This is a genomic window from Bacillus cereus group sp. BceL062 (genome assembly GCF_051780025.1).
GTDB classification, from domain to species: domain Bacteria; phylum Bacillota; class Bacilli; order Bacillales; family Bacillaceae_G; genus Bacillus_A; species Bacillus_A toyonensis.
This window is the reverse complement of record NZ_JBPWGY010000011.1, coordinates 43,734-63,819: the sequence shown is the minus strand read 5'-3', so window position 1 is coordinate 63,819 and position 20,086 is coordinate 43,734. Positions and strand designations below refer to the sequence as shown.

The following is a 20,086-nucleotide window of genomic DNA, read 5'->3' as shown; positions in this document are numbered from 1 at the left end:
TCAGTTTGCTTGGTTTTTTATGTTAAACAGTAGGAGACTCGTTAGATACAAAGACGTCTTCATTGTTTTGGTTAGTACTTATAACAAATTTGTGTTGCAATAGTTGTAGTTTAAATAGTGCTAAAGGATCATGATAAGTTTCTGGGTTGCTTCTTAGCGTTGCTAATGTTTGTTCGTCTTCTTGTATTTCAAGTTGAGCGGCTTCTACATTTTGTTTCAATACGCTAAGTGGATCTTTAAAGAACATCATGATATCACGCTCTAGTGCACCTTCAAATACTTCAAATTGAAGGAAGAATTGTTTTGAAATTGTTTGGGCAATTTCTGTATAGTCTTCCGTTTCAATATATTGTTTATATTTGTTTGCGAGCATAGATTGGTTTTTTTGCATATTACCAAATAATTTTCCGGCACTCTTTAAGAAAAATTGTGTCGGTGTGAAGCGTAATAAAATGTTGATGTTCGTTACTGTAATTCTATTTGTCATTCGTACGACATCTCGATGCCAATCATCTAGTAATTTGAAATCGCAAGGAAGTTTCATACGTTCTTCTTTATATAATTTATTGAACGTTTCACTCATTTCATCTAAATAAGCTTGAGCTTGAATAAATTCATTATGTGCTGTTTCAATCCATTCTTGAATAGACCCAGTAAATTTAGGAAGAAGCACTTGTTGTACATGTTTGTCAATTCGTTCGTTCATCGCAGCATTTAATTCTTCATGAACTAATTTGAAATCACTATCTTCTTGAACAAGGTCAGAACAGCTCTGTAATAATTCAGGAATTTGAGAATGTATATCTTGTGTAATTTCTTCTTTCGTTAAAAGATAAGATTCTGTAATAGAACGGATTTTGTCTTTTTCAAGAGCAGTAAGATTGTTAATAAATCCATTAAGTTTTACAGATATATGTTTATTCCAGCGTACTGATTTCACTAATGTATGTTCTAATTCTACACGTTCATTTACAAGGTAAGCGATTGTCTTTTGAGTAAACCATATTAGCTTTTCTATACGTTCTTTCTCTATGTCACGTTCTGCAAGATTAGAGAGAATGGACTCTGTTACATCCCCAAGTTGCTGGCTACTCTCTTGGGAAGGAGAGTACGGGAAGAATTTTGCATTTGGGAAATGGACTGTAAGTTTACTAATTAGATTTTCATTGGTAGTCGTATTATTTGTGTGTAATACGAAATGAATTTGTAAGTTTGGCACTTGTTCACGTAAATAAAGTAATGTATCAAGTTCTTCGCCATGTAATGGTGAGGCAGAATTTAATATGTAAATAAGGCTCTCTGCTGCCTGTAAGTATTCAAAGTATGAGCTGTTTTTATCCAATTGTCCTTGAACAGATGGTGTAACAAGAAATGCAAACTTATTTTTTCTTAAAAATCTACTTGGTAACTTAATTTCTATACATTTTTTCTCAAGTTCTGACTGGGAAGATGTATCCATTATTTGATGGACTTCATCAAAGTTCGAGATGTTTTTTACATCTAGATCATTGAATTCCGTTATTGCAGTTTGACTATCGTCTTTAAATAGAATAGGAGCTGTTAAAGTCTCAGTTAAGATGTTCTCTCCTAATATTGAATTAACGAATGACGCTTTATCATGGTCACTTGTTCCAGCTATTAGTAGTTTATTAACATGTAAATCACATAGTTCATGGACGAGTAGCGTAAATTGATGACTTAAATCTACATCATTTTTCTCGGCCCATTCAGCAATTGTTTCGAATAGATGAGAAACGGTTTCCATATCTACATTTGTTTCAGCTGATGAATTAGAAAGTAAGGCTCCAGCACTTTTTACGAGTAATGATTCTAAAGTTGTAGGTGCAACTTCATTCCATGCTAATACTGCGGCAGAAACAAGTAAGGAATCCTTTGCTTTTGTTAAACTAAACCAATTTGTTAATAAATCAGGAACAAGACCGTTTAATTCATGCATAAAATGATCGCCAGTAATTAATGCAAAGTATGTTTCTTGGTAGCGGATAGAAATTTCATTCCAATTGTCATTGTTATCTGTTTCAATATGTAAAAATAAATGATTCATGCTTTGAATCCAAGAAAGGTATAATGGTTCATTTTGATAGCTGTTCCAAAGGGCACTAACAAACTCTTTAAATTGGACTTGGTCAATTGCATATAAAGCTTTTAAAGAATCATAGAAATATTCTGGTTTGATTTGTTTAGTAAATCCTTGGTTTACGTAATGGATTAAAGTATCGAACCAATGTAATGACTTTGTTCGAATTCCCTCTTGAACTGCAAGTTCGATAGCGTTGTTCCAATCTTCTTGTTTTTCATAGAAAGAACGTGCGATTGCAGTAATATTCGGATAGTCTGGTTGAAATGCCACAGCTTCACTAATCGTCTTAAAAGCTAATCCTAAACGATCTTGCTCGATATAAAGAGAAAGAAGTTGCAAGGAAACTTCCATCGTAAGAGTTGTACCTTCAGTTTGAATAGATTGATAAATTTCTTCTGCTTTTGGTAAGAATCCGAGTTCAAAATAGGCATCAGCAATATTTTTGGTTGCCCAAAGTTCAAGGTCGTTATTTACTTTCTCCCACTTAAATATGGCTGCTTCAAAATCTTTATTTTGATAATAAAATTCACCTTGAGCAAAGCGAATATTAGAAATGTTGGAGAATTCATTTTTAGATTCATTTATGTATGCTTCACCGAGTACTTCTGATACTGGAGTAGAAATTTCTTCTGTTAAAAATGTTTTATAGTAAACTTTTTGGATAAATTGATTTTCAATGGTCATGTTCGTTCCCCCCTGTATAATTTAGAAAAATGATGTTGTATGTAAAAGGGTACATGTTTTTTAATAGATAGAAGTTGTATTATATAGACCAAACTATGTTTTTGCTAGATGTATCATTTTTCTTGAGAGTTAAACCGTTGCGAAAAGTAGCTTTCCTTTATTGTAACAAAAAAACAAGCATATGAATTTTTATTTTTTAATCCTGATTGGTGTGAGCTAATAATCAGTGGAGATAGACAAAATACCCACTGATTAAAGTTTCACTTTATCGCTGTTAAAGGAATGGATAGAAGTAGAGTTCATTATAAAAACAATGTATAGTGAATATGTATACCATGTTTGTCTTAAAGAGAGAACGGGCAAAATGTGGAATAACGATCGTGCATAGGATGTGTCTTCCGAATGGAACAACATATTGGCGAGTTAATCGCGCATTATGGGTATTTTGGAATTATTATAGCATTGGCTGGTGGGATTGTCGGATTACCGATACCAGACGAGTTTTTATTGACCTTTGTTGGTTATAATGTTTCAAAAGGCGTTATGTCAGGAACTGCTGCTTTTTCAAGTGGGATGGCGGGTGCGATGTTAGGTATTACATTAAGCTACATATTAGGTTTAAAACTCGGTCTTCCTGTTTTAAAAAAATATGGGCCGAAAGTTAGAATTAAAGAACATCACATTGAAAAAACACATATTTTATTTGAAAAATACGGTCCATTTCTTTTAATGATTGGTTACTTTATACCAGGAGTACGTCATTTAACAGCATATTTTGCTGGGGTTTCGAATTTAACATTTTGGCGTTTTTGCTTGTACGCTTACGGTGGTGCGCTTATTTGGATAAGTGTTTTTATCGGACTTGGCTGGAAGTTAGGAGAGAAGTGGCGATTTGTCGAGTATAGTTTACATCATTATGGAATATGGATTTTAATCATTTCAGCAGTTGTTACATGCATTGTATGGTTTTACATAAAGAAAAAGAAAAACCGCTAATAGCGGTTTTTTTAGCTGAAAGCAATAAATAGTACACCAGCTGTAATAAAGACTACACCGATACCAGTCATAAAGTTTAACTTTTCACCGAGTATAATCATCGCAAGAATAATAGAAAACACTACACTTAATTTATCGATAGGGGCTACTTGAGAGACCTTTCCTGTTTTTAAGGCAAGAAAATAAAATAGCCATGACGAAGCACCTGCAACCCCACTTAATGTGATAAATAGCAGTGCTTTTTTATTTAGCAGTACGTCGCCGATATTTTGAAATTTACCTTGTATAATAATAACGCCTATCATAAATAATGCCATAATAATAGAACGAACGGTCGTAGCAACATTGGCATCGATTCCATCTAAACCAATCTTTCCAAAAATAGATACAAGGGCAGCAGCAATTGCTGATAATAGTGCGAATAATAGCCATGAGCTCATAGTAAAATTCCTCCAATCTTACATTATTATACATGAAAATCATTCTCATGTATTAATAACGAAATAATCCCCACCTTATATTTTTAATAAGGTGGGGATTATTATACTACTCTGCAATTTCCTCATATAAAAAGTACGTTACATTATAAATATGTTCTACTTCATCGTCTGTCATAAACAATAATTCGTCACGCTCAATTCCTTTTTTCTTTTCAATAAACTCAATCATGTTTTTACGTTCTTCTCTTTTCATCAATTTTATTTCTCCTCTCAATCTGTTTTAATACAGTTTATTTAAGTTACTGCTATTATATAACAGAATCTTTAGAAAGTTCCACCTATTTTATTGTTTTTTTTAGAAGAACTTTTCGACAAAACAAGCCCACCTAAGGGGGGCTTGTTTTATTTTATAGTCGTAAAAACTCGGGCTCCGTCGTACCTGCACCATCGATGTAATAAATTGTGTCGGGATTGATTTTTATCAATACGTAATTAGGGTCTTCAGGACCCAGTAACCAGCGTTTTAAGCTATTATTCCAAAACTTGTTTTTTAATGTTGAGTCTTCCTCGATTGAAGCTATGCCTTCAACTTCTATATAATCTTCATCTAATTTTTTTCCTTCTCGTCCGAGCAGTACATGTACATTTGGATTGTTTTCGATATCTGTTATCTTTTTTGATTTTCGATCTGTTGCAACGTATAGTACAAAATCTTCATGGAAAAACATCATAAAAGCGCTGTGTGGCTTCTCATTACGTACAGTAGATAACACACCTGTTCTTTGACCTTGAATAATCGTTGCAATTTTTTCTTTTAAGTGCATACTTTTAACCTCTTTTCATAATTTATAATTTTCTCCGTTTAAACAAGATAAATTAAATATCTTTCATACTGTTTTCTTCAATCTGATTTTTTAAACGTAATTGTGATGAAATCGGACAAGTTAGGAGAAGAATAATATTAATGATGAGGAGAAATACATACGATGGAAGGATGGAAAGCATGTTTAATAAAATATTTCTTATAGTAGCGCTTATAGGTGTACCACTTTCTGTACTCGGAAAAACAATGCATTGGCCTCAAACGATTATGTTTGCTGTATATTGCATTACAATTATCGCATTAGCGGGGTTTATGGGGAGAGCAACAGAAAGTTTGGCAATTGTCTCTGGACCTCGAATAGGTGGATTATTAAATGCAACTTTCGGTAATGCCGTTGAACTTATCATTTCAATTTTCGCACTTCAGGCAGGATTAATTGAAGTTGTGTTAGCTTCGTTAACGGGTTCTGTACTTGGAAATTTACTATTAGTAGGAGGGCTGTCCTTTTTTATAGGTGGATTAAAATATAAAAGACAAAGCTTTAATGTTTACGACGCAAGACATAATTCAGCTTTATTAATTTTTGCTGTTGTCGTAGCCTTTGTTATTCCAGAAATTTTTTCAATGAAGATGGATGCGGGAAAGACGTATCAATTAAGTATTGGTGTATCTATTATTATGATTATTATGTACCTTGCTGCATTGCTATTTAAGTTAGTTACGCATCGTGGTGTATATCAACATAAAAGTGACGAAGTAGCGCATGAAGAAGAGCCAGAGTGGTCGAAAGGTAAAGCACTCCTTATTTTAGCGATAGCAACGATTGCAGTAGCTTACGTGTCAGAGGCTCTCGTGCATACATTTGAGACGGTTGCGAAGTCGTTTGGCTGGTCAGAGTTATTTATAGGGGTTATTATCGTTGCAATTGTTGGAAATGCAGCGGAACATGCATCTGCAATTATTATGGCTTATAAAAATAAAGTAAATATTGCAGTTGAAATTGCAGTAGGTTCTACATTACAAATTGCGATGTTTGTTGCTCCTGTATTAGTATTGCTTTCTATGTTTTTTGCACAAAGGATGCCTTTAGTGTTTACAATACCAGAACTTGTGTCCATGATTACAGCTGTTTTCTTAACGATTGCAATCTCCAATGATGGGGATACAAACTGGTTTGAAGGAGGCACTTTATTAGCTGCGTACGTCATTATGGGAATTGGTTTTTATTTATTATGAAAAATAGGCATAACAATTGTGTCCAGAGAAAACAATAAACAAAGTAGTATATATACCTTTATGTAGGAAGGAGCCAGACAGGTGAAACGAGTATACAGCATATGTCTTTCAACCATGGTCTCGTTTATTTTATTATTTCCTAACAGTAGTTTTGCAAAGACAACGGTAGAAACAAAAATGCCTTCATCTGTTTTAAATATTTCAAAAGACAATACGTTTCCAAACGATGCGCAAGATTTGCCGCGCTTACAGCCTAGTAAATTTGCTCAAGAACTATTGAAAACAGCAAATATTAAAATTGAAAATCCGGACTTAATTCGGATGTTTAATGAAACGACAATTTCAAATGCACCGCTTGCAGTAGGGTACCGCGCAAAAATTTATTTAGGTCAATGGGCTTTAAATTATGAATCGGTAGATACATCGATTAATTGGGAATATAAACAAGTGAATCGTAATGTGTACGATAATCGAGGAGGAGATCGCTTATATCCACTTCGTTATAAGCAAGAAACTCAAAAGACGATTGAAGGCGATTTAACAGCAGATATGAAAGATGCTACAGATGTGAAAAAAATGATGCTGCTAAAAGCGCTTGAAAAAGTACAGTTGCCACTTTCATTTAAAACGACCATTGGTTATGGTACAGGACATGAGCGTGTGTATAATATTAGTCCGAGTCAACTTGGATATTTATATGCTTATACGCCAGCAGTAAATGAAAAAGGAAAAGTAACGTTTGGAGAAGTGTACCTTGTTTTAAAAGGAAATCAAAAAAGACTTGTTGTAAAAAATGTTACCTCTCAAGGAATTGGAGCAGCTATTCCAATTCATGATCATTTGTTTTTTAAATTTATTTCCTCGTCGCATGCGCAATGAAATAAAAAAACGTCAGCCCATATAAGCTGACGTTTTTATTTATAACATAAGGTTTGATTTTTTTGATAAGAAATCTTCTGTTGGATAGTAGCTGTTCTTTACAAGAACATTCGGTCCAAGACATTTCACCGCAGGGCAATGACAGCTTAATGATTTTGCTGTTTTTGAAGCGCTCCATTTCTCATATGCTTCTTGTAATGTATTTGTTTGTATGTTTCCTAGAAGCGGAACATCACCAAAGTCCGTCACAATAATATTTCCATCGAAAATGTTTACATTTAAACGAGAACGGCCATCTGGATCATTACGTACAGTTACATTTTTACTTTCATGTAATTTCTTAAATGTAGCTAAATCGCGTTCATCATCACTACATGCATAGAAAGGTAATGTTCCAAATAACATCCATACATTTTCGTCACGAATTTCTAATAAATGTTCAATAGCTTTTCGAATTTCGTCTTTTGTTAAAATTTCAAGTGTGCTAGCGAAGTCACTTGGATACATCGGGTGCACTTCATGACGTTTACAACCCATTTCCTCAACGATTTGACGATGAATATGTTCAATATGTGGTAGAGTTCTTTTGTTTAACATCGTTTCGGCTGATACGAGTACACCTGCATCGGATAGAGCTTTACTATTGGTAATCATTCGTTCGAATAATTTTGCACGTTGTTCATAAGTAGGTTTACGCTCCATCATTGCAAATCCGCCTTCAACGAAGTCATCAATTGTTCCCCAGTTATGAGAAATATGCAGCACATCTAAATAAGGAATAATTTGTTCGTAACGTGCTAAATCTATAGTTAAGTTTGAGTTGATTTGAGTGCGAACGCCTCGTTCATGAGCGTATTTTAAGAGTGGTGTTACATAGTTGTCGACGGATTTCTTTGAAAGCATAGGTTCTCCGCCAGTAATACTTAAAGAACGTAAATGAGGAATCTCATCTAATCGTTTTAATAAAAGCTCCATCGGAAGCGGATTTGGATCTTTCGGCTGTAATGTGTAACCAACAGCACAATGCTCGCAACGCATATTGCATAACGTTGTCGTTGTAAACTCAACGTTTGTTAATAGTAGTTTGCCGTACTCTTCAAGGTCCATATACGCTTCCCATGGATCGTAAGAAGGAGTAATCGGCTTCATTTTTTGTGATATCGTCATATGAAATACTCCTTTGACTATTGAAATAACAATTTGTCCATTCTCTATAATAGAAGAATATGTACTTTTTATAAAGTGAAACTTTTTAGCGGAAAAAGAGAGAGGGCTTACATTATAGCGGATAATCGTGACAAAATTGATGAAATTTCATGCCCATAGCAATCATTTTTGCGGTATAATAAAAGCAACTCGAATTAAAAGGAGAGTGCCTTCATGGGAAAAGCAATTCAAGATAAAGATACACAATTAGTATATTTAAAAGAGCGTTTAAATATGTTCATTGAAGTAATTGATACAATTGAACCTGAAGAAGTAGAGTTAGAAGATGTAGATCGTCTTCTTGCGATGTTAGATGAATTAGAATTAAAATGTGAGCAATTTAAAAAAGACGAATAATATATTAAAAAGGCTGCCAATACAAAATTGGTAGCCTTTTTCTGTACGGATAATAGAAGGAATATAGAAAAAAAGGTATAATCAAGTTGTGAAAAATCTCATTTATACTTTAATAGCATGAAATAAAGTGAAACTTTAATCAGTGGGGAAGTTTATTCCCCACTGATTATTAGCCTTCACCAATCGGGCGTTTACGGGCAGCAGGGCTCCAACCTAACTTCTTTGCTCTAGTCAAATTTCGAGGTGGGAGTCTTACTGCCCGTTCATGCGGGATAAATAAAAGGCTGAAGAGTATAACGATGGAATTTTCATCTCGTAACGTTTTGGTAGCGTTCACAATTGAGGGGGAAGTAACAATGGAAAAGCTTCAAGAAAGCATGTATCAACTAGTTGTTGAAACGTCAACGAACTTACCGAAAGATGTTCGTCGTGCGATTCAACAAGCGAAAGAGCGAGAAAACGCAGGGACTCGTTCAGCGATGGCACTTGGCACAATTACGAATAACATTAAAATGGCAGATGATAACATCTCGCCGATTTGCCAAGATACAGGGATGCCAACTTTTAAAATTTATACACCAGTTGGTGTGAATCAATTAAAGCTGAAGGAAGCTATCTATAGTGCGCTTGAGCGGGCGACAAAAGATGGTAAACTTCGTCCCAACTCTGTTGATTCTCTTTTTGGAGACAATAGTGGAAACAATTTAGGACCAGGTACACCAGTTATTAAGTTTGAGCAATGGGAAAAAGATTATATTGATGCACGTTTAATTTTAAAGGGCGGCGGTTGTGAGAATAAAAATATTCAATATAGCTTACCGTGTGAATTAGAAGGACTTGGACGCGCAGGCCGTGATTTAGAAGGAATTCGTAAATGCCTTCTTCATGCTGTATATCAAGCACAAGGTCAAGGATGTAGTGCAGGTGTAATTGGTGTTGGTATCGGGGGAGACCGAACATCGGGTTACGAATTAGCGAAAAATCAATTATTCCGTACATTAGATGACATCAATCCTGTACCAGAGTTACAAAAACTTGAAGAATACGTATTAGAAAATGCGAATAAGCTTGGCATTGGTACGATGGGATTCGGCGGAGAAACAACTTTACTTGGTTGTAAAATTGGCGTATATAATCGCCTGCCAGCTAGCTTCTACGTATCTGTTGCGTATAATTGTTGGGCATATCGCCGCCTTGGTGTAAAAATCCATCCTGAAACAGGAGAAATTATGGATTGGCTATATCAAGAAGGTGACGATACACTGGAGCATGAAGTGCAAGAAAAAACAGAGCAACGTGAAATTATATTGCAAGCACCAATTACAGAAGAGCAAATTCGTGAACTTCGCGTTGGTGATGTTGTAACAATTAATGGCATGATGTATACAGGTCGTGATGCAATCCATAAACATTTAATGGATAACGATTGTCCAGTAGACTTAAATGGACAAGTTATTTATCACTGTGGTCCAGTTGTAGTGAAAGACGAGAATGACAATTGGCAAATTAAAGCAGCAGGACCAACGACAAGTATTCGTGAAGAGCCATACCAAGGGGATATTATGAAGAAATTTGGTATTCGTGCTGTAATTGGTAAAGGCGGCATGGGTGCAAAAACATTAGCAGCATTAGAAGAACACGGCGGCGTGTACTTAAACGCAATTGGTGGTGCGGCGCAATATTATGCGGAATGTATTAAAGAAGTGAAAGATGTTGATTTCTTACAATTTGGTATTCCAGAAGCAATGTGGCATTTACGCATTGAAGGTTTTAAAGCAGTTGTAACGATGGACTCTCATGGTAATAGTTTACATGCTGATGTTGATAAAACATCGCTTGAAAAATTAGCGAGCTTTAAAGAGCCAGTATTTAAGTAAACAAAAATGCACCTCGAATGATTCGAGGTGCATTTTTTTGGTATATATAGAAAAACATGTTCAGCATGAAAGAAAGCAGGGAAACAGAAACTACAGGTACGATTATATATGGAAAGGAGACTATTTATGAAATATAAATGGTTATATATAGGTCTCATTTTTTCAATTATGATGGCACTTGTTCCAGTTTCAACATTGGCTTATACAAACACTCCACATAACTGGGGAATTCCGCGTCCTAAAAATGAAATAGTACCAGATGCAGGGAAACTTTATACAGAATTGCTACAAAAAAATGGCGGATTTTATTTAGGGGATACGAAGAAAAAAGATATTTATTTAACATTTGATAATGGATATGAAAATGGTTATACAGGCCAGATTTTAGATGTATTAAAAGAGAAGAAGGTACCAGCCACTTTCTTTGTAACAGGGCATTATATTAAAACTCAAAAAGATTTGTTGTTACGAATGAAAAATGAAGGGCATATTATTGGGAATCATTCTTGGAGTCATCCTGATTTTACAGCAGTAAACGATGCAAAACTTCGTGAAGAGTTAACGAGTGTAACAGAGGAAATAAAAAAAGTAACAGGACAAAAAGAAGTGAAATATGTACGTCCTCCGCGCGGCGTATTTAGTGAAAGAACATTAGCTCTTACGAAAGAAATGGGCTACTATAATGTATTTTGGTCACTTGCATTTTTGGATTGGAAGGTGGATCAGCAAAGAGGATGGCAATATGCGCATAACAATGTAATGACGATGATTCATCCAGGATCTGTTTTATTACTTCATGCAATATCAAAAGATAATGCAGAAGCACTTGCGAAAATCATTGATGATTTGCGCGAGAAAGGGTATCATTTTAAAAGTCTAGATGACTTAGTGAAAAGCAATCAACCGTAAGCATGTATGCTTGCGGTTTTCTCATGCTATAATGATGTGTAAAAAGGACGGGGAAACGTATGTGGAGCGAACATGTTACGTTAGAGTATCCGTATCATTTTGAAGAAGTATTAAAACGTTTATCTTTTGATCCTCTCAACGTCATTCAATTAGATGAGAAAGTCATTTATGTCCCGCTTTGTATAGACGAGGAACAGGTTGTTGTTCGCTTGCAAGGGATTGGTACTGTTCAAAATCCACAGTTTTGGATTTCTAGTCAGACAGGGAATCCGGAGAAGGTAATGAAACGAATGAGGGCCATTTTTCATTGGGATGATCCGTTTCAAGATATACAAAATCATTTTTTAAGCACATCATTACGTCCACTATTTGAGATATATGCTTATACTCCAATTATTTTAGAATTCGATTATTTCGCGTGTCTTCTTCGCTGTATCATTCATCAACAAATAAACTTGAAATTTGCTACTGTGCTAACAGAACAATTTGTGAAACGGTATGGAACAGAGAAGAACGGTGTATTCTTTTTCCCCACTCCGGAAATAGTAGCAAATATTTCAATAGAAGAATTGAGAGAGCAGAAGTTTAGTCAGCGGAAGGCTGAATATATAGTAGGATTAGCAGAACGTATTGCCCATGGTACATTAGATTTAGCGAGTATAGAAACCAAGACGGAAGAAGAGGTTTCAGCACAATTGTTACCAATTAGGGGGATTGGTGCATGGACAGTGCAAAACTTTTTAATGTTTGGGCTTGGGCGGAAAAATATGTTTCCGAAAGCGGACATTGGGATTCAGCGTGCAGTGCAAGGTGTATTTCAATTGGATGATAAACCTGATGATGCATTTTTAGAAAACGTGAAACAAGAGTGTGAACCATACTGCAGTTATGCAGCGTTATATTTATGGAAAAGTATAGAGTAGAGGTGTAATCATGATACAAAAGCAACATGAGAGTAAGTTGGAAGTTGGTCAAACGTTTCCTGTGACAATTAAACGTCTTGGGATTAACGGAGAAGGCGTTGGTTATTTTAAGAGACAAGTTGTTTTCATTCCAGGGGCATTACCAGGAGAAGAAGTCGTTGCTGAGACAACGAAAATTCAGCGTGGCTTCGCTGAAGCGAAAGTGAAAAAGGTTCGTAAAGCTTCACCACATCGTGTGAAAGCGCCATGTCCAGTATATGAGGAGTGCGGTGGCTGTCAGCTACAACATTTAGATTATAAAGAACAATTAAATCAAAAACGTGATATCGTTGTACAAGCATTTGAGAAGTACATGAATAACACTTTGGAAGAGAAAATTCGTCCGACGCTTGGCATGGAAAATCCATGGCATTATCGTAATAAGAGTCAATTACAAGTGGGGCGCAAAGATGAGAAGGTTATTACAGGGTTATATAAGCAAAACTCACATCAGTTAATTGATATTGCCCATTGTATGATTCAACATAAAGCAACGAATGAAGCGACAAAAGTTGTAAGACGTATATTAGAAAAATTAAATGTTTCTATTTACAATGAGAAAAAACAAAAAGGTTTAGTACGCACAATTGTAACACGTACTGCAGTTCAAACAGGGGAAGTACAAGTTACACTTATTACAACAAAAGAAGAACTGCCAAATAAAGAACAATTTATTGCAGAAGTACAAAAACAGATGCCAGCTGTTAAATCAATTATGCAAAACGTAAACTGGCGTAAAACATCTGTTATTTTTGGCGACAAAACATTTAAATTAGCTGGAAAAGAAGTAATTCAAGAAACACTTGGTGATTTATCATTTGAATTATCAGCACGTGCATTCTTCCAACTGAATCCAGAGCAAACGGTTGTTTTATATGATGAAGCGAAAAAAGCAGCTGCTTTAACAGGGAATGAGAAAATTGTAGATGCGTACTGTGGTGTTGGTACAATTGGTCTTTGGCTTGCGAATGATGCAGCGGAAGTACGTGGTATGGATGTAATTCCAGAAGCGATTGCAGACGCAAGAAAAAATGCGAAACGTCACGGATTTACAAACACGAAGTATGAAGCAGGTAAAGCTGAACAATGGTTACCAAAGTGGGTAAAAGAAGGATGGCGCCCAGATGTAATTGTTGTCGATCCACCACGTACAGGTTGCGATGATAAATTATTGGAAACAATTTTAAAAGTACAGCCGAAACGAGTTGTGTACGTATCTTGTAATCCTTCATCGTTAGCACGTGATGTGAATGCATTAATGAAGAGTTATGAAGTGGAATATGTGCAGCCAGTTGATATGTTCCCGCATACAGCTCATGTAGAAAATGTAGTAAGACTTGTTAAAAAATAAAGTTTATTCATATTCCCTCACGATATGAGGGAATATTTTCTATGAAGGAGAATACTATGCACAATTATAAATTAACGATTCAGTATGACGGTGCGCGTTATAAAGGGTGGCAACGTCTCGGTAATAATGATAATACGATTCAAGGGAAAATTGAGAGTGTCATATCTGAAATGGTCGGGAAAGAAATTGAAATTATCGGCTGTAGTAGAACGGATGCTGGTGTACACGCTTTGAATCAAGTGGCTAACTTTAAGAGTGATGAGAAGTTAGTGGAACATAAAGTGAAAAAGTATTTAAATCAATATTTACCAAATGATATTAGTATTACAAATGTAGAAGAAGTGCCAGATCGTTTCCATGCTCGTTACAACTCTAAGGCGAAAACATATCTTTATAAAATTTGGAATGAAGAGCATACGAACCCATTTATGCGTAAACACAGCATGCACGTGAATAAAAAATTAAATGTGGAAAGCATGAAAAAAGCTGCGAAACATTTAGTTGGTTCACATGATTTTACTGCTTTTTCAAATGCAAAGTCTAAGAAAAAGTCTATGGTTCGAGAAGTATATATGCTTGAGGTTTCTGAAGAGGCAGGATTTGTACAAATTAGAGTAAGTGGTAACGGCTTCCTTCATAATATGGTGCGAAAAATTGTTGGAGCATTAATTGAAGTTGGATTAGGACAACTAGATGCTGACGCAATTCCAAATGTTTTAGAAGAAAAGCAGCGCAATCAAATTAATTGTCTTGCTGAGGCAAGTGGTTTGTATTTGGAGAGTGTTGAGTTTTAATAATCAGTAAAAAATCGAGCTGTGTAGGCTCGATTTTTTTATGTTTTGCTGTTAAGAAGATTTCTCTTTCTTCATACGTATTTTCAAATTCCAAAAAGCAGCAAGCATAATAGCTGCAAAGGAGCCGAAAATTGTTCCTAATAGCTTTGCATAAGGAGAGCTGCTTACATCGGCATTAATGAATAACATCATACAGAGTATAGTAGGGAAAAAGTATAAGTATTGTATTAACTTTAATTTTTTATCATTACTCATATATATCGCCCCTTTCTAGCATGTTATATGTTTAGTGTAACATATTTTACCAATTTTTCCGCAATTGGAGAAAGGTTCATTTCATATTTGTAAATGAAGTTTTTTAATTCGATATTGTAAGTTTTGTCTACTCAATCCTAAAAATTTTGCTGCTTGTGAGATATTACCATTATTCTTTTTAAGAATTTGAGTGATGTAGTTCTTTTCTATTTCTTCTATCGTGTGCTTTAAAGTTTTAGGTGTATCAGTATTGTAATTAGTTAGTGAAGGTTGCATATTGAATTCTTTTTTTATTCGTTCGCGAAAGCGAGTGGGTATATGAAACACTGTAATGATATTTTCATCTTCTATTAAGTTCATTGAACCTTCAATTATATGTTCCAATTCTCGTACGTTTCCGGGCCAATCGTATACATAAAAGAATTCTCTTACATGTACATCTACATCCGTTACGCCGAGCCCGAATTGAATATTGTACTTTTCGATAAAGTGTTGAACAAGAGCTGGAATATCTTCTTTTCGTTCCCGTAAAGGTGGAAGACATAAAGTAACGACGCTTAATCGGTAATATAAATCTTCTCTTAACCGATTGTGTGCAATAGCTTCAAGAGGATCTTCATTAATAGTTGCTATAATACGAACATCAATTTCTTTTTCTTGTGCACCTCCGATTCTTCGTATTGTTTTTTCTTGTATAGCCCGTAGTAACTTAGCTTGAAGCGTTGGGCTTAATGAGTTGATTTCATCTAACAACAAAGTCCCGCCATTTGCTTCTTCAAATAAACCAGATTTATCTATTGCTCCTGTAAAGGCACCTCGATTCGTACCAAATAATAAGCTTTCCATTAGGGTATCAGGTATAGCTGCACAATTTTGTGAAATAAACGGTTTTGTTGAACGCTGACTTTCATTATGTATACTTTGTGCAAATAGTTCTTTGCCAGTCCCTGTTTCTCCTACAAGAAGTATAGATGAGGATGTACGAATTACCCTCTTTCCTTCTGCAATGATTGATTGAATGGCTCTAGAATCACCAATTATGTGGTCAAAGGTGAATTTAGTATTTTGTTTTCGAGAAGGGCTCATTTTTATTGGTTGCTTTAAGTGACTAATCTCTTTTGAAATTTCAATAGCGCCTTTAATTTTTCCATTTTCTATTATAGGGAAAGTATCGTTAATCGTCGTAATTTCTTGTCCTTTATTGTTAAAATACGTTTGTTTTATATTTTTTTTTGTTTTTCCAAATTTTAATGCCTCTATAAGAGTACTATTTTTATTTTCTTCAAATGCAAATACCTCTAAGGGACTTTTATATAGCACATCTAAGCGGTCCATTGATTCAATTTCCATCATTTTGCGGTTATAGATAATCGTTTTACTTTCCTCATTAATAATATGAATCCCGATATCGAGTTCATTGAGTAAAGCTTCATATAGCGCATTCATTTCAATAATTTGTTTAAAATTAATTTCTTCTGTATGCATGTATCATCTTCTCCTCGTTTCACCCTATGAAGACTGACTTTTTATAATTTTATTAAAATTCTCATAAAATCGCAAAATTTTTTTGCTATTTTCTTTCAAAACTTTTTAAATGATAGAAAAATTTTGCGGTTATGTAGATTTTTTTGTACGAAATCTTAATTTTTATATAGATATTGAGGTTGGTACGTATCTTGCATAAATAATAATTGAAATCTTTAAACGGAAGGAGTGGATGAATTAGAACTTTTCATAGGGTATGCGACATTTCAGTGCAAATTAATTAAGAGGAGGAATTTATTAAGTGAAGACGGTTATAGAAGGCGTGTATAGTCCTTGTTACGGGAAAGTAGAGAAATTATTTGTTACTGAAAGTTCTTACGTATATGAGTGGGAGAAATTAGCGTTAATTGAAACGATAGATAAACAGAAAGTAGAAATTAAGGTAGGCATCAGTGGTTATATCGAATCTTTAGAAGTGGTAGAAGGACAAGCTATCGCTGATCAAAAACTATTAATAACAGTAAGGGATGACCTTTTAATAACAGGTAGTGATTAATATAAGTGATATGTATTTTGCACTTTTTAATAATTAATTTTACAATGAAGAATTTTAAAAGCGCTTACAATTAATGGGTTTTAAAAAATGAAAAGGGGGGATTTATGTGATGGATCAAAGCCAAGGATTAAAAAGGGAATTGAAAAGTCGGCACATATTTATGATTGCACTCGGAGGGGTTATTGGTACGGGTCTTTTTTTAGGATCTGGTTATACAATTCATGAAGCTGGACCTGGAGGAGCGATTGTAGCGTATCTTGTTGGCGGGTTTGTTATGTATTTAACGATGCTCTGTCTAGGAGAGTTAGCGGTTGCAATGCCTGATGCAGGATCTTATCAAACGTATGCAACAAAGCACATTTCGCCTGCAGCGGGTTATGTAGTCGGCTGGATGTCGTGGCTAAACTGGTCTGCTACGATAGGCATTGAATTAATTGCAGTTAGTATTTTGATGAAACGCTGGTGTCCCGATGTACCGTCATGGATTTGGTGTGTAGTGTTCGCAGTACTGCTCTTTGCTATTAATGCGTTATCTTCAAGAAGTTTTGCGGAAGTTGAATTTTGGTTTGCAAGTATTAAAGTAATTACAATCATTGCATTTATTATTTTGGGCGGGGCGGCGATGTTCGGTTTTCTAGATATGAAAGGAAATGAACCAGCACCGATGTTTTCTAGTTTTACTGATTATGGAGGGTTGTTTCCAAATGGATTATCAGCAATTTTAATTACAATGATTGCAGTTAATTTTGCTTTCCAAGGAACAGAACTAGTTGGAATTGCAGCTGGTGAGAGTGAAAATCCAGAGAAAACGATCCCGAAGGCAATTAATAATACAGTTTGGCGCATACTCGTTTTCTTTGTACTATCTATTTTTATTCTTGCAGGACTATTTCCTTGGCAGCAAGCAGGCGTAATAGAAAGTCCATTTGTAGTCGTATTTGATAAAATTGGTATTCCTTATGCGGCTGATATTATAAATTTTGTTATTATTACAGCGGTATTATCGGTTGCGAATTCAGGATTATATGCAACTTCCCGTATGCTATGGTCTATGTCTAATCAAGGAATGATTAGCCCGATTTTTGGTAAGTTATCTAAAAACGGTGTTCCTATTTATGCGTTGATTGTAAGCACGATTGTAGGATGCCTCTCATTATTATCAGGTATTTATGCGGAAGATACAGTTTATTTATGGCTTCTTTCAATTGCAGGGTTCGGAGCAATATTAGTTTGGGCATCGATTGCTTTATCTAACTTATTAGCTAGAAGGACATACGTAAAGCAGGGCGGGGATATTAAGGATTTGAAATTTAAAACACCATTGTATCCATTTGTTCCACTTCTTGCGTTAGTATTAAATTTAACAGTAATTGTTGGCATGGCTTTTATTCCTGAACAAAGAATGGCTTTATATTGTGGGATTCCATTTATGATTGTTTGTTTACTGTTTTATCGCGCTACCAGAAATAAGAGAAGTAGCGTAGAACATATTGAAAAGACAAACACAACTGAATTAGAAAGTTTACCCCGCATTAACGGGCAGTAAAACTCCACTTCAAAATTCGGCTGGAGATAAACTGCCCGTAAACGCCCGATTGGTGAAGGCTAATAATCAGTGGGGGATGAACCTCCCCACTGATTATGGTTTCACTTTATAATAGTGAGTCATTTAGAGACTGTAAAATTGTAAACAGTCTTTTTTTTTGTGAAAATAAAGCTGGAAACATACTACGTATGCAAAGGGGAATTAGCGATGAATCCAGAAATTTCGCAGTTATTAAAACAAATAGATTCAAGGAAAGAGGAATTGCTCGAACTTACAAAAACATTAATTCGTTTTGAAACACCAGCGCCACCAGCGAGAAATACAAATGAAGCACAAGAATTTGTTGCAGATTTTCTAAGAAAACGAAATTTTAGTATTGATAAATGGGATGTATATCCGAATGACCCGAACGTTGTTGGTGTAAAAAAAGGGACGGAAAGCGGGACATATAAAAGTCTTATTATTAATGGACATATGGATGTAGCTGAAGTGTCGATAGATGAGGCATGGGAAACAAATCCGTTTGAGCCGTTTATAAAAGACGACTGGTTAGTTGGAAGAGGCGCGGCAGATATGAAAGGTGGATTAGCTGGATCCTTATTTGCTATTCAGCTTTTAGAAGAAGCGGGAATTGAATTGCCAGGTGATCTAATATTTCAATCAGTAATTGGAGAAGAAGTAGGAGAAGCAGGAACACTTCAATGTTGTAAACGTGGTTATGATGCTGATTTTGCAGTCGTAGTGGATACGAGCAATTTACATATGCAAGGACAGGGGGGCGTAATTACTGGATGGATTACTGTGAAAAGCCCGCAAACGTTTCATGATGCAACACGTAGACAAATGATTCATGCCGGAGGACGTCTATTTGGAGCGAGTGCAATTGAAAAAATGATGAAAATTGTGCAAAGCTTACAAGAACTGGAGCGCCACTGGGCAGTCATGAAAACGTATGAAGGCTATCCACCTGGAACAACAACAATTAATCCAGCTGTTATTGAAGGTGGCCGGCATGCAGCGTTTATTGCTGATGAGTGCCGATTGTGGATAACAGTACACTTCTATCCAAACGAAACGCATGAACAAATAATAGAAGAAATAGAAGCGTATATAAGAAAAGTAGCAGCTGCTGATCCATGGTTAAGTGAAAATCCACCGCAATTTAAGTGGGGCGGAGAGTCGATGATTGTGGATCGTGGTGAAATTTTTCCTTCTTTAGAAGTAGATAGTGAACATGTAGCTGTAAAAACTCTTAGTGCGGTACATGAATCTATTTTATCTAAAAATGCAATTTTAGATATGTCTGCAACAGTAACGGATGGTGGGTGGTTTAGTGAATTTCATATCCCAGCCATTATTTATGGGCCAGGTACACTAGAAGAGGCCCATTCTGTAAATGAGAAAGTTGAAGTTGAACAGTTAATTGAATTTACAAGAGTAATAACGGCGTTCATATATGAATGGTGTCATACGAAAAAATAGATTTGTATATTGAAATCGTACGGGTCTGCAACTTGTACGATTTTTTAGTGAACTATTTCAGAGTTGAACTTAAACAACAGCTGAAATAGTTTTTTATCCCGTTATTCGCCGGGCAGTAAGCCCCCCATCTCAAAATTCAGGGAAAGC

At 35.4% G+C, this 20,086-nt stretch carries 19 protein-coding genes; 12 read left to right on the top strand and 7 right to left on the bottom strand.

The features are described from left to right. Window positions 1–22: 22 nt before the first annotated feature. Window positions 23–2,785, bottom strand: coding sequence for a tetratricopeptide repeat protein (locus tag ACS2MN_RS23105; RefSeq protein ID WP_000151403.1), 2,763 nt, complete (start codon window positions 2,783–2,785; stop codon window positions 23–25). A gap of 402 nt (window positions 2,786–3,187) precedes the next feature. On the opposite strand from ACS2MN_RS23105, the gene ACS2MN_RS23100 reads away from it, so the two are divergent. Then, window positions 3,188–3,781 (top strand): DedA family protein, encoded by a 594-nt coding sequence (locus ACS2MN_RS23100; RefSeq protein WP_000434867.1) that lies wholly within the window; start codon window positions 3,188–3,190, stop codon window positions 3,779–3,781. 11 nt (window positions 3,782–3,792) lie between these two features. Here the strand turns inward: ACS2MN_RS23100 and ACS2MN_RS23095 are convergent, their stop codons facing one another. From ACS2MN_RS23095 to ACS2MN_RS23085, 3 genes are all read right to left on the bottom strand, one after another. After that, on the bottom strand, window positions 3,793–4,221 hold the full coding sequence (locus tag ACS2MN_RS23095; RefSeq protein ID WP_000100302.1) for an EamA family transporter: 429 nt from the start codon (window positions 4,219–4,221) through the stop codon (window positions 3,793–3,795). A gap of 106 nt (window positions 4,222–4,327) precedes the next feature. After that, entirely contained in the window at window positions 4,328–4,474 is a 147-nt protein-coding gene (locus ACS2MN_RS23090) for a BH0509 family protein (protein ID WP_000817786.1), read from the bottom strand. 154 nt (window positions 4,475–4,628) lie between these two features. Then, on the bottom strand, window positions 4,629–5,045 hold the full coding sequence (locus tag ACS2MN_RS23085; RefSeq protein ID WP_000550212.1) for a pyridoxamine 5'-phosphate oxidase family protein: 417 nt from the start codon (window positions 5,043–5,045) through the stop codon (window positions 4,629–4,631). A gap of 179 nt (window positions 5,046–5,224) precedes the next feature. Between ACS2MN_RS23085 and cax the strand changes: the two genes are divergently transcribed. Both cax and ACS2MN_RS23075 read left to right on the top strand, forming a co-directional pair. Then, window positions 5,225–6,280: a calcium/proton exchanger gene (cax, locus tag ACS2MN_RS23080; protein WP_033661220.1), complete on the top strand. Its 1,056-nt coding sequence runs from the start codon at window positions 5,225–5,227 to the stop codon at window positions 6,278–6,280. 81 nt (window positions 6,281–6,361) lie between these two features. Then, window positions 6,362–7,159, top strand: a complete 798-nt coding sequence (locus ACS2MN_RS23075) for a YfkD famly protein (RefSeq protein ID WP_002175969.1) — start codon at window positions 6,362–6,364, stop codon at window positions 7,157–7,159. Window positions 7,160–7,198: 39 nt separating this feature from the next. Here the strand turns inward: ACS2MN_RS23075 and yfkAB are convergent, their stop codons facing one another. Further along, window positions 7,199–8,326 (bottom strand): radical SAM/CxCxxxxC motif protein YfkAB, encoded by a 1,128-nt coding sequence (gene yfkAB / locus ACS2MN_RS23070; RefSeq protein ID WP_000156031.1) that lies wholly within the window; start codon window positions 8,324–8,326, stop codon window positions 7,199–7,201. 213 nt (window positions 8,327–8,539) lie between these two features. Between yfkAB and ACS2MN_RS23065 the strand changes: the two genes are divergently transcribed. The 6 genes from ACS2MN_RS23065 (at window position 8,540) to truA (ending at window position 14,615) form a co-directional block, all read left to right on the top strand. Beyond that, entirely contained in the window at window positions 8,540–8,722 is a 183-nt protein-coding gene (locus ACS2MN_RS23065) for an SE1561 family protein (protein ID WP_000513558.1), read from the top strand. Window positions 8,723–9,078: 356 nt separating this feature from the next. Further along, window positions 9,079–10,599, top strand: coding sequence for a class I fumarate hydratase (fumA, locus tag ACS2MN_RS23060; RefSeq protein WP_000413537.1), 1,521 nt, complete (start codon window positions 9,079–9,081; stop codon window positions 10,597–10,599). Between the two features lie 126 nt (window positions 10,600–10,725). Continuing rightward, a complete protein-coding gene (gene pdaA, locus ACS2MN_RS23055; RefSeq protein ID WP_000875966.1) occupies window positions 10,726–11,508 on the top strand; it encodes a delta-lactam-biosynthetic de-N-acetylase in 783 nt (260 codons plus the stop codon). Between the two features lie 59 nt (window positions 11,509–11,567). Further along, the gene (locus tag ACS2MN_RS23050) at window positions 11,568–12,431 is read left to right on the top strand and encodes a DNA-3-methyladenine glycosylase family protein (protein ID WP_346994998.1); all 864 of its coding nucleotides are present in this window, start codon (window positions 11,568–11,570) and stop codon (window positions 12,429–12,431) included. A gap of 10 nt (window positions 12,432–12,441) precedes the next feature. Then, a complete protein-coding gene (gene rlmD, locus ACS2MN_RS23045) occupies window positions 12,442–13,821 on the top strand; it encodes a 23S rRNA (uracil(1939)-C(5))-methyltransferase RlmD (RefSeq protein WP_000615220.1) in 1,380 nt (459 codons plus the stop codon). A 56-nt stretch (window positions 13,822–13,877) separates the two neighbouring features. Beyond that, window positions 13,878–14,615 (top strand): tRNA pseudouridine(38-40) synthase TruA, encoded by a 738-nt coding sequence (gene truA, locus ACS2MN_RS23040; RefSeq protein WP_088055814.1) that lies wholly within the window; start codon window positions 13,878–13,880, stop codon window positions 14,613–14,615. Between the two features lie 51 nt (window positions 14,616–14,666). On the opposite strand, the gene ACS2MN_RS23035 is transcribed toward truA, so the two are convergent. Next, window positions 14,667–14,870: a hypothetical protein gene (locus ACS2MN_RS23035; protein WP_000063850.1), complete on the bottom strand. Its 204-nt coding sequence runs from the start codon at window positions 14,868–14,870 to the stop codon at window positions 14,667–14,669. Window positions 14,871–14,951: 81 nt separating this feature from the next. Next, window positions 14,952–16,355 carry a sigma-54 interaction domain-containing protein gene (locus ACS2MN_RS23030; protein ID WP_087948844.1) on the bottom strand — a complete coding sequence of 468 codons (1,404 nt, stop codon included), beginning with the start codon at window positions 16,353–16,355 and terminating at the stop codon, window positions 14,952–14,954. 301 nt (window positions 16,356–16,656) lie between these two features. On the opposite strand from ACS2MN_RS23030, the gene ACS2MN_RS23025 reads away from it, so the two are divergent. From ACS2MN_RS23025 to ACS2MN_RS23015, 3 genes are all read left to right on the top strand, one after another. Further along, window positions 16,657–16,911 (top strand): biotin/lipoyl-containing protein, encoded by a 255-nt coding sequence (locus ACS2MN_RS23025; RefSeq protein ID WP_000859494.1) that lies wholly within the window; start codon window positions 16,657–16,659, stop codon window positions 16,909–16,911. A 106-nt stretch (window positions 16,912–17,017) separates the two neighbouring features. After that, window positions 17,018–18,457, top strand: a complete 1,440-nt coding sequence (locus ACS2MN_RS23020) for an amino acid permease (protein WP_438894775.1) — start codon at window positions 17,018–17,020, stop codon at window positions 18,455–18,457. A gap of 159 nt (window positions 18,458–18,616) precedes the next feature. Then, entirely contained in the window at window positions 18,617–19,939 is a 1,323-nt protein-coding gene (locus ACS2MN_RS23015) for an acetylornithine deacetylase (RefSeq protein WP_346994999.1), read from the top strand. Window positions 19,940–20,086 lie beyond the last annotated feature (147 nt).

Excerpts from the sequence above, each read along its gene's own strand:
- ACS2MN_RS23105 (WP_000151403.1), bottom strand. The coding sequence starts at position 2,785 with ATGACCATTGAAAATCAATTTATCCAAAAAGTTTACTATAAAACATTT.
- ACS2MN_RS23100 (WP_000434867.1), top strand. The coding sequence starts at position 3,188 with ATGGAACAACATATTGGCGAGTTAATCGCGCATTATGGGTATTTTGGA.
- ACS2MN_RS23095 (WP_000100302.1), bottom strand. The coding sequence starts at position 4,221 with ATGAGCTCATGGCTATTATTCGCACTATTATCAGCAATTGCTGCTGCC.
- ACS2MN_RS23090 (WP_000817786.1), bottom strand. The coding sequence starts at position 4,474 with ATGAAAAGAGAAGAACGTAAAAACATGATTGAGTTTATTGAAAAGAAA.
- ACS2MN_RS23085 (WP_000550212.1), bottom strand. The coding sequence starts at position 5,045 with ATGCACTTAAAAGAAAAAATTGCAACGATTATTCAAGGTCAAAGAACA.
- cax (WP_033661220.1), top strand. The coding sequence starts at position 5,225 with ATGTTTAATAAAATATTTCTTATAGTAGCGCTTATAGGTGTACCACTT.
- yfkAB (WP_000156031.1), bottom strand. The coding sequence starts at position 8,326 with ATGACGATATCACAAAAAATGAAGCCGATTACTCCTTCTTACGATCCA.
- ACS2MN_RS23065 (WP_000513558.1), top strand. The coding sequence starts at position 8,540 with ATGGGAAAAGCAATTCAAGATAAAGATACACAATTAGTATATTTAAAA.
- fumA (WP_000413537.1), top strand. The coding sequence starts at position 9,079 with ATGGAAAAGCTTCAAGAAAGCATGTATCAACTAGTTGTTGAAACGTCA.
- pdaA (WP_000875966.1), top strand. The coding sequence starts at position 10,726 with ATGAAATATAAATGGTTATATATAGGTCTCATTTTTTCAATTATGATG.
- ACS2MN_RS23050 (WP_346994998.1), top strand. The coding sequence starts at position 11,568 with ATGTGGAGCGAACATGTTACGTTAGAGTATCCGTATCATTTTGAAGAA.
- rlmD (WP_000615220.1), top strand. The coding sequence starts at position 12,442 with ATGATACAAAAGCAACATGAGAGTAAGTTGGAAGTTGGTCAAACGTTT.
- truA (WP_088055814.1), top strand. The coding sequence starts at position 13,878 with ATGCACAATTATAAATTAACGATTCAGTATGACGGTGCGCGTTATAAA.
- ACS2MN_RS23035 (WP_000063850.1), bottom strand. The coding sequence starts at position 14,870 with ATGAGTAATGATAAAAAATTAAAGTTAATACAATACTTATACTTTTTC.
- ACS2MN_RS23030 (WP_087948844.1), bottom strand. The coding sequence starts at position 16,355 with ATGCATACAGAAGAAATTAATTTTAAACAAATTATTGAAATGAATGCG.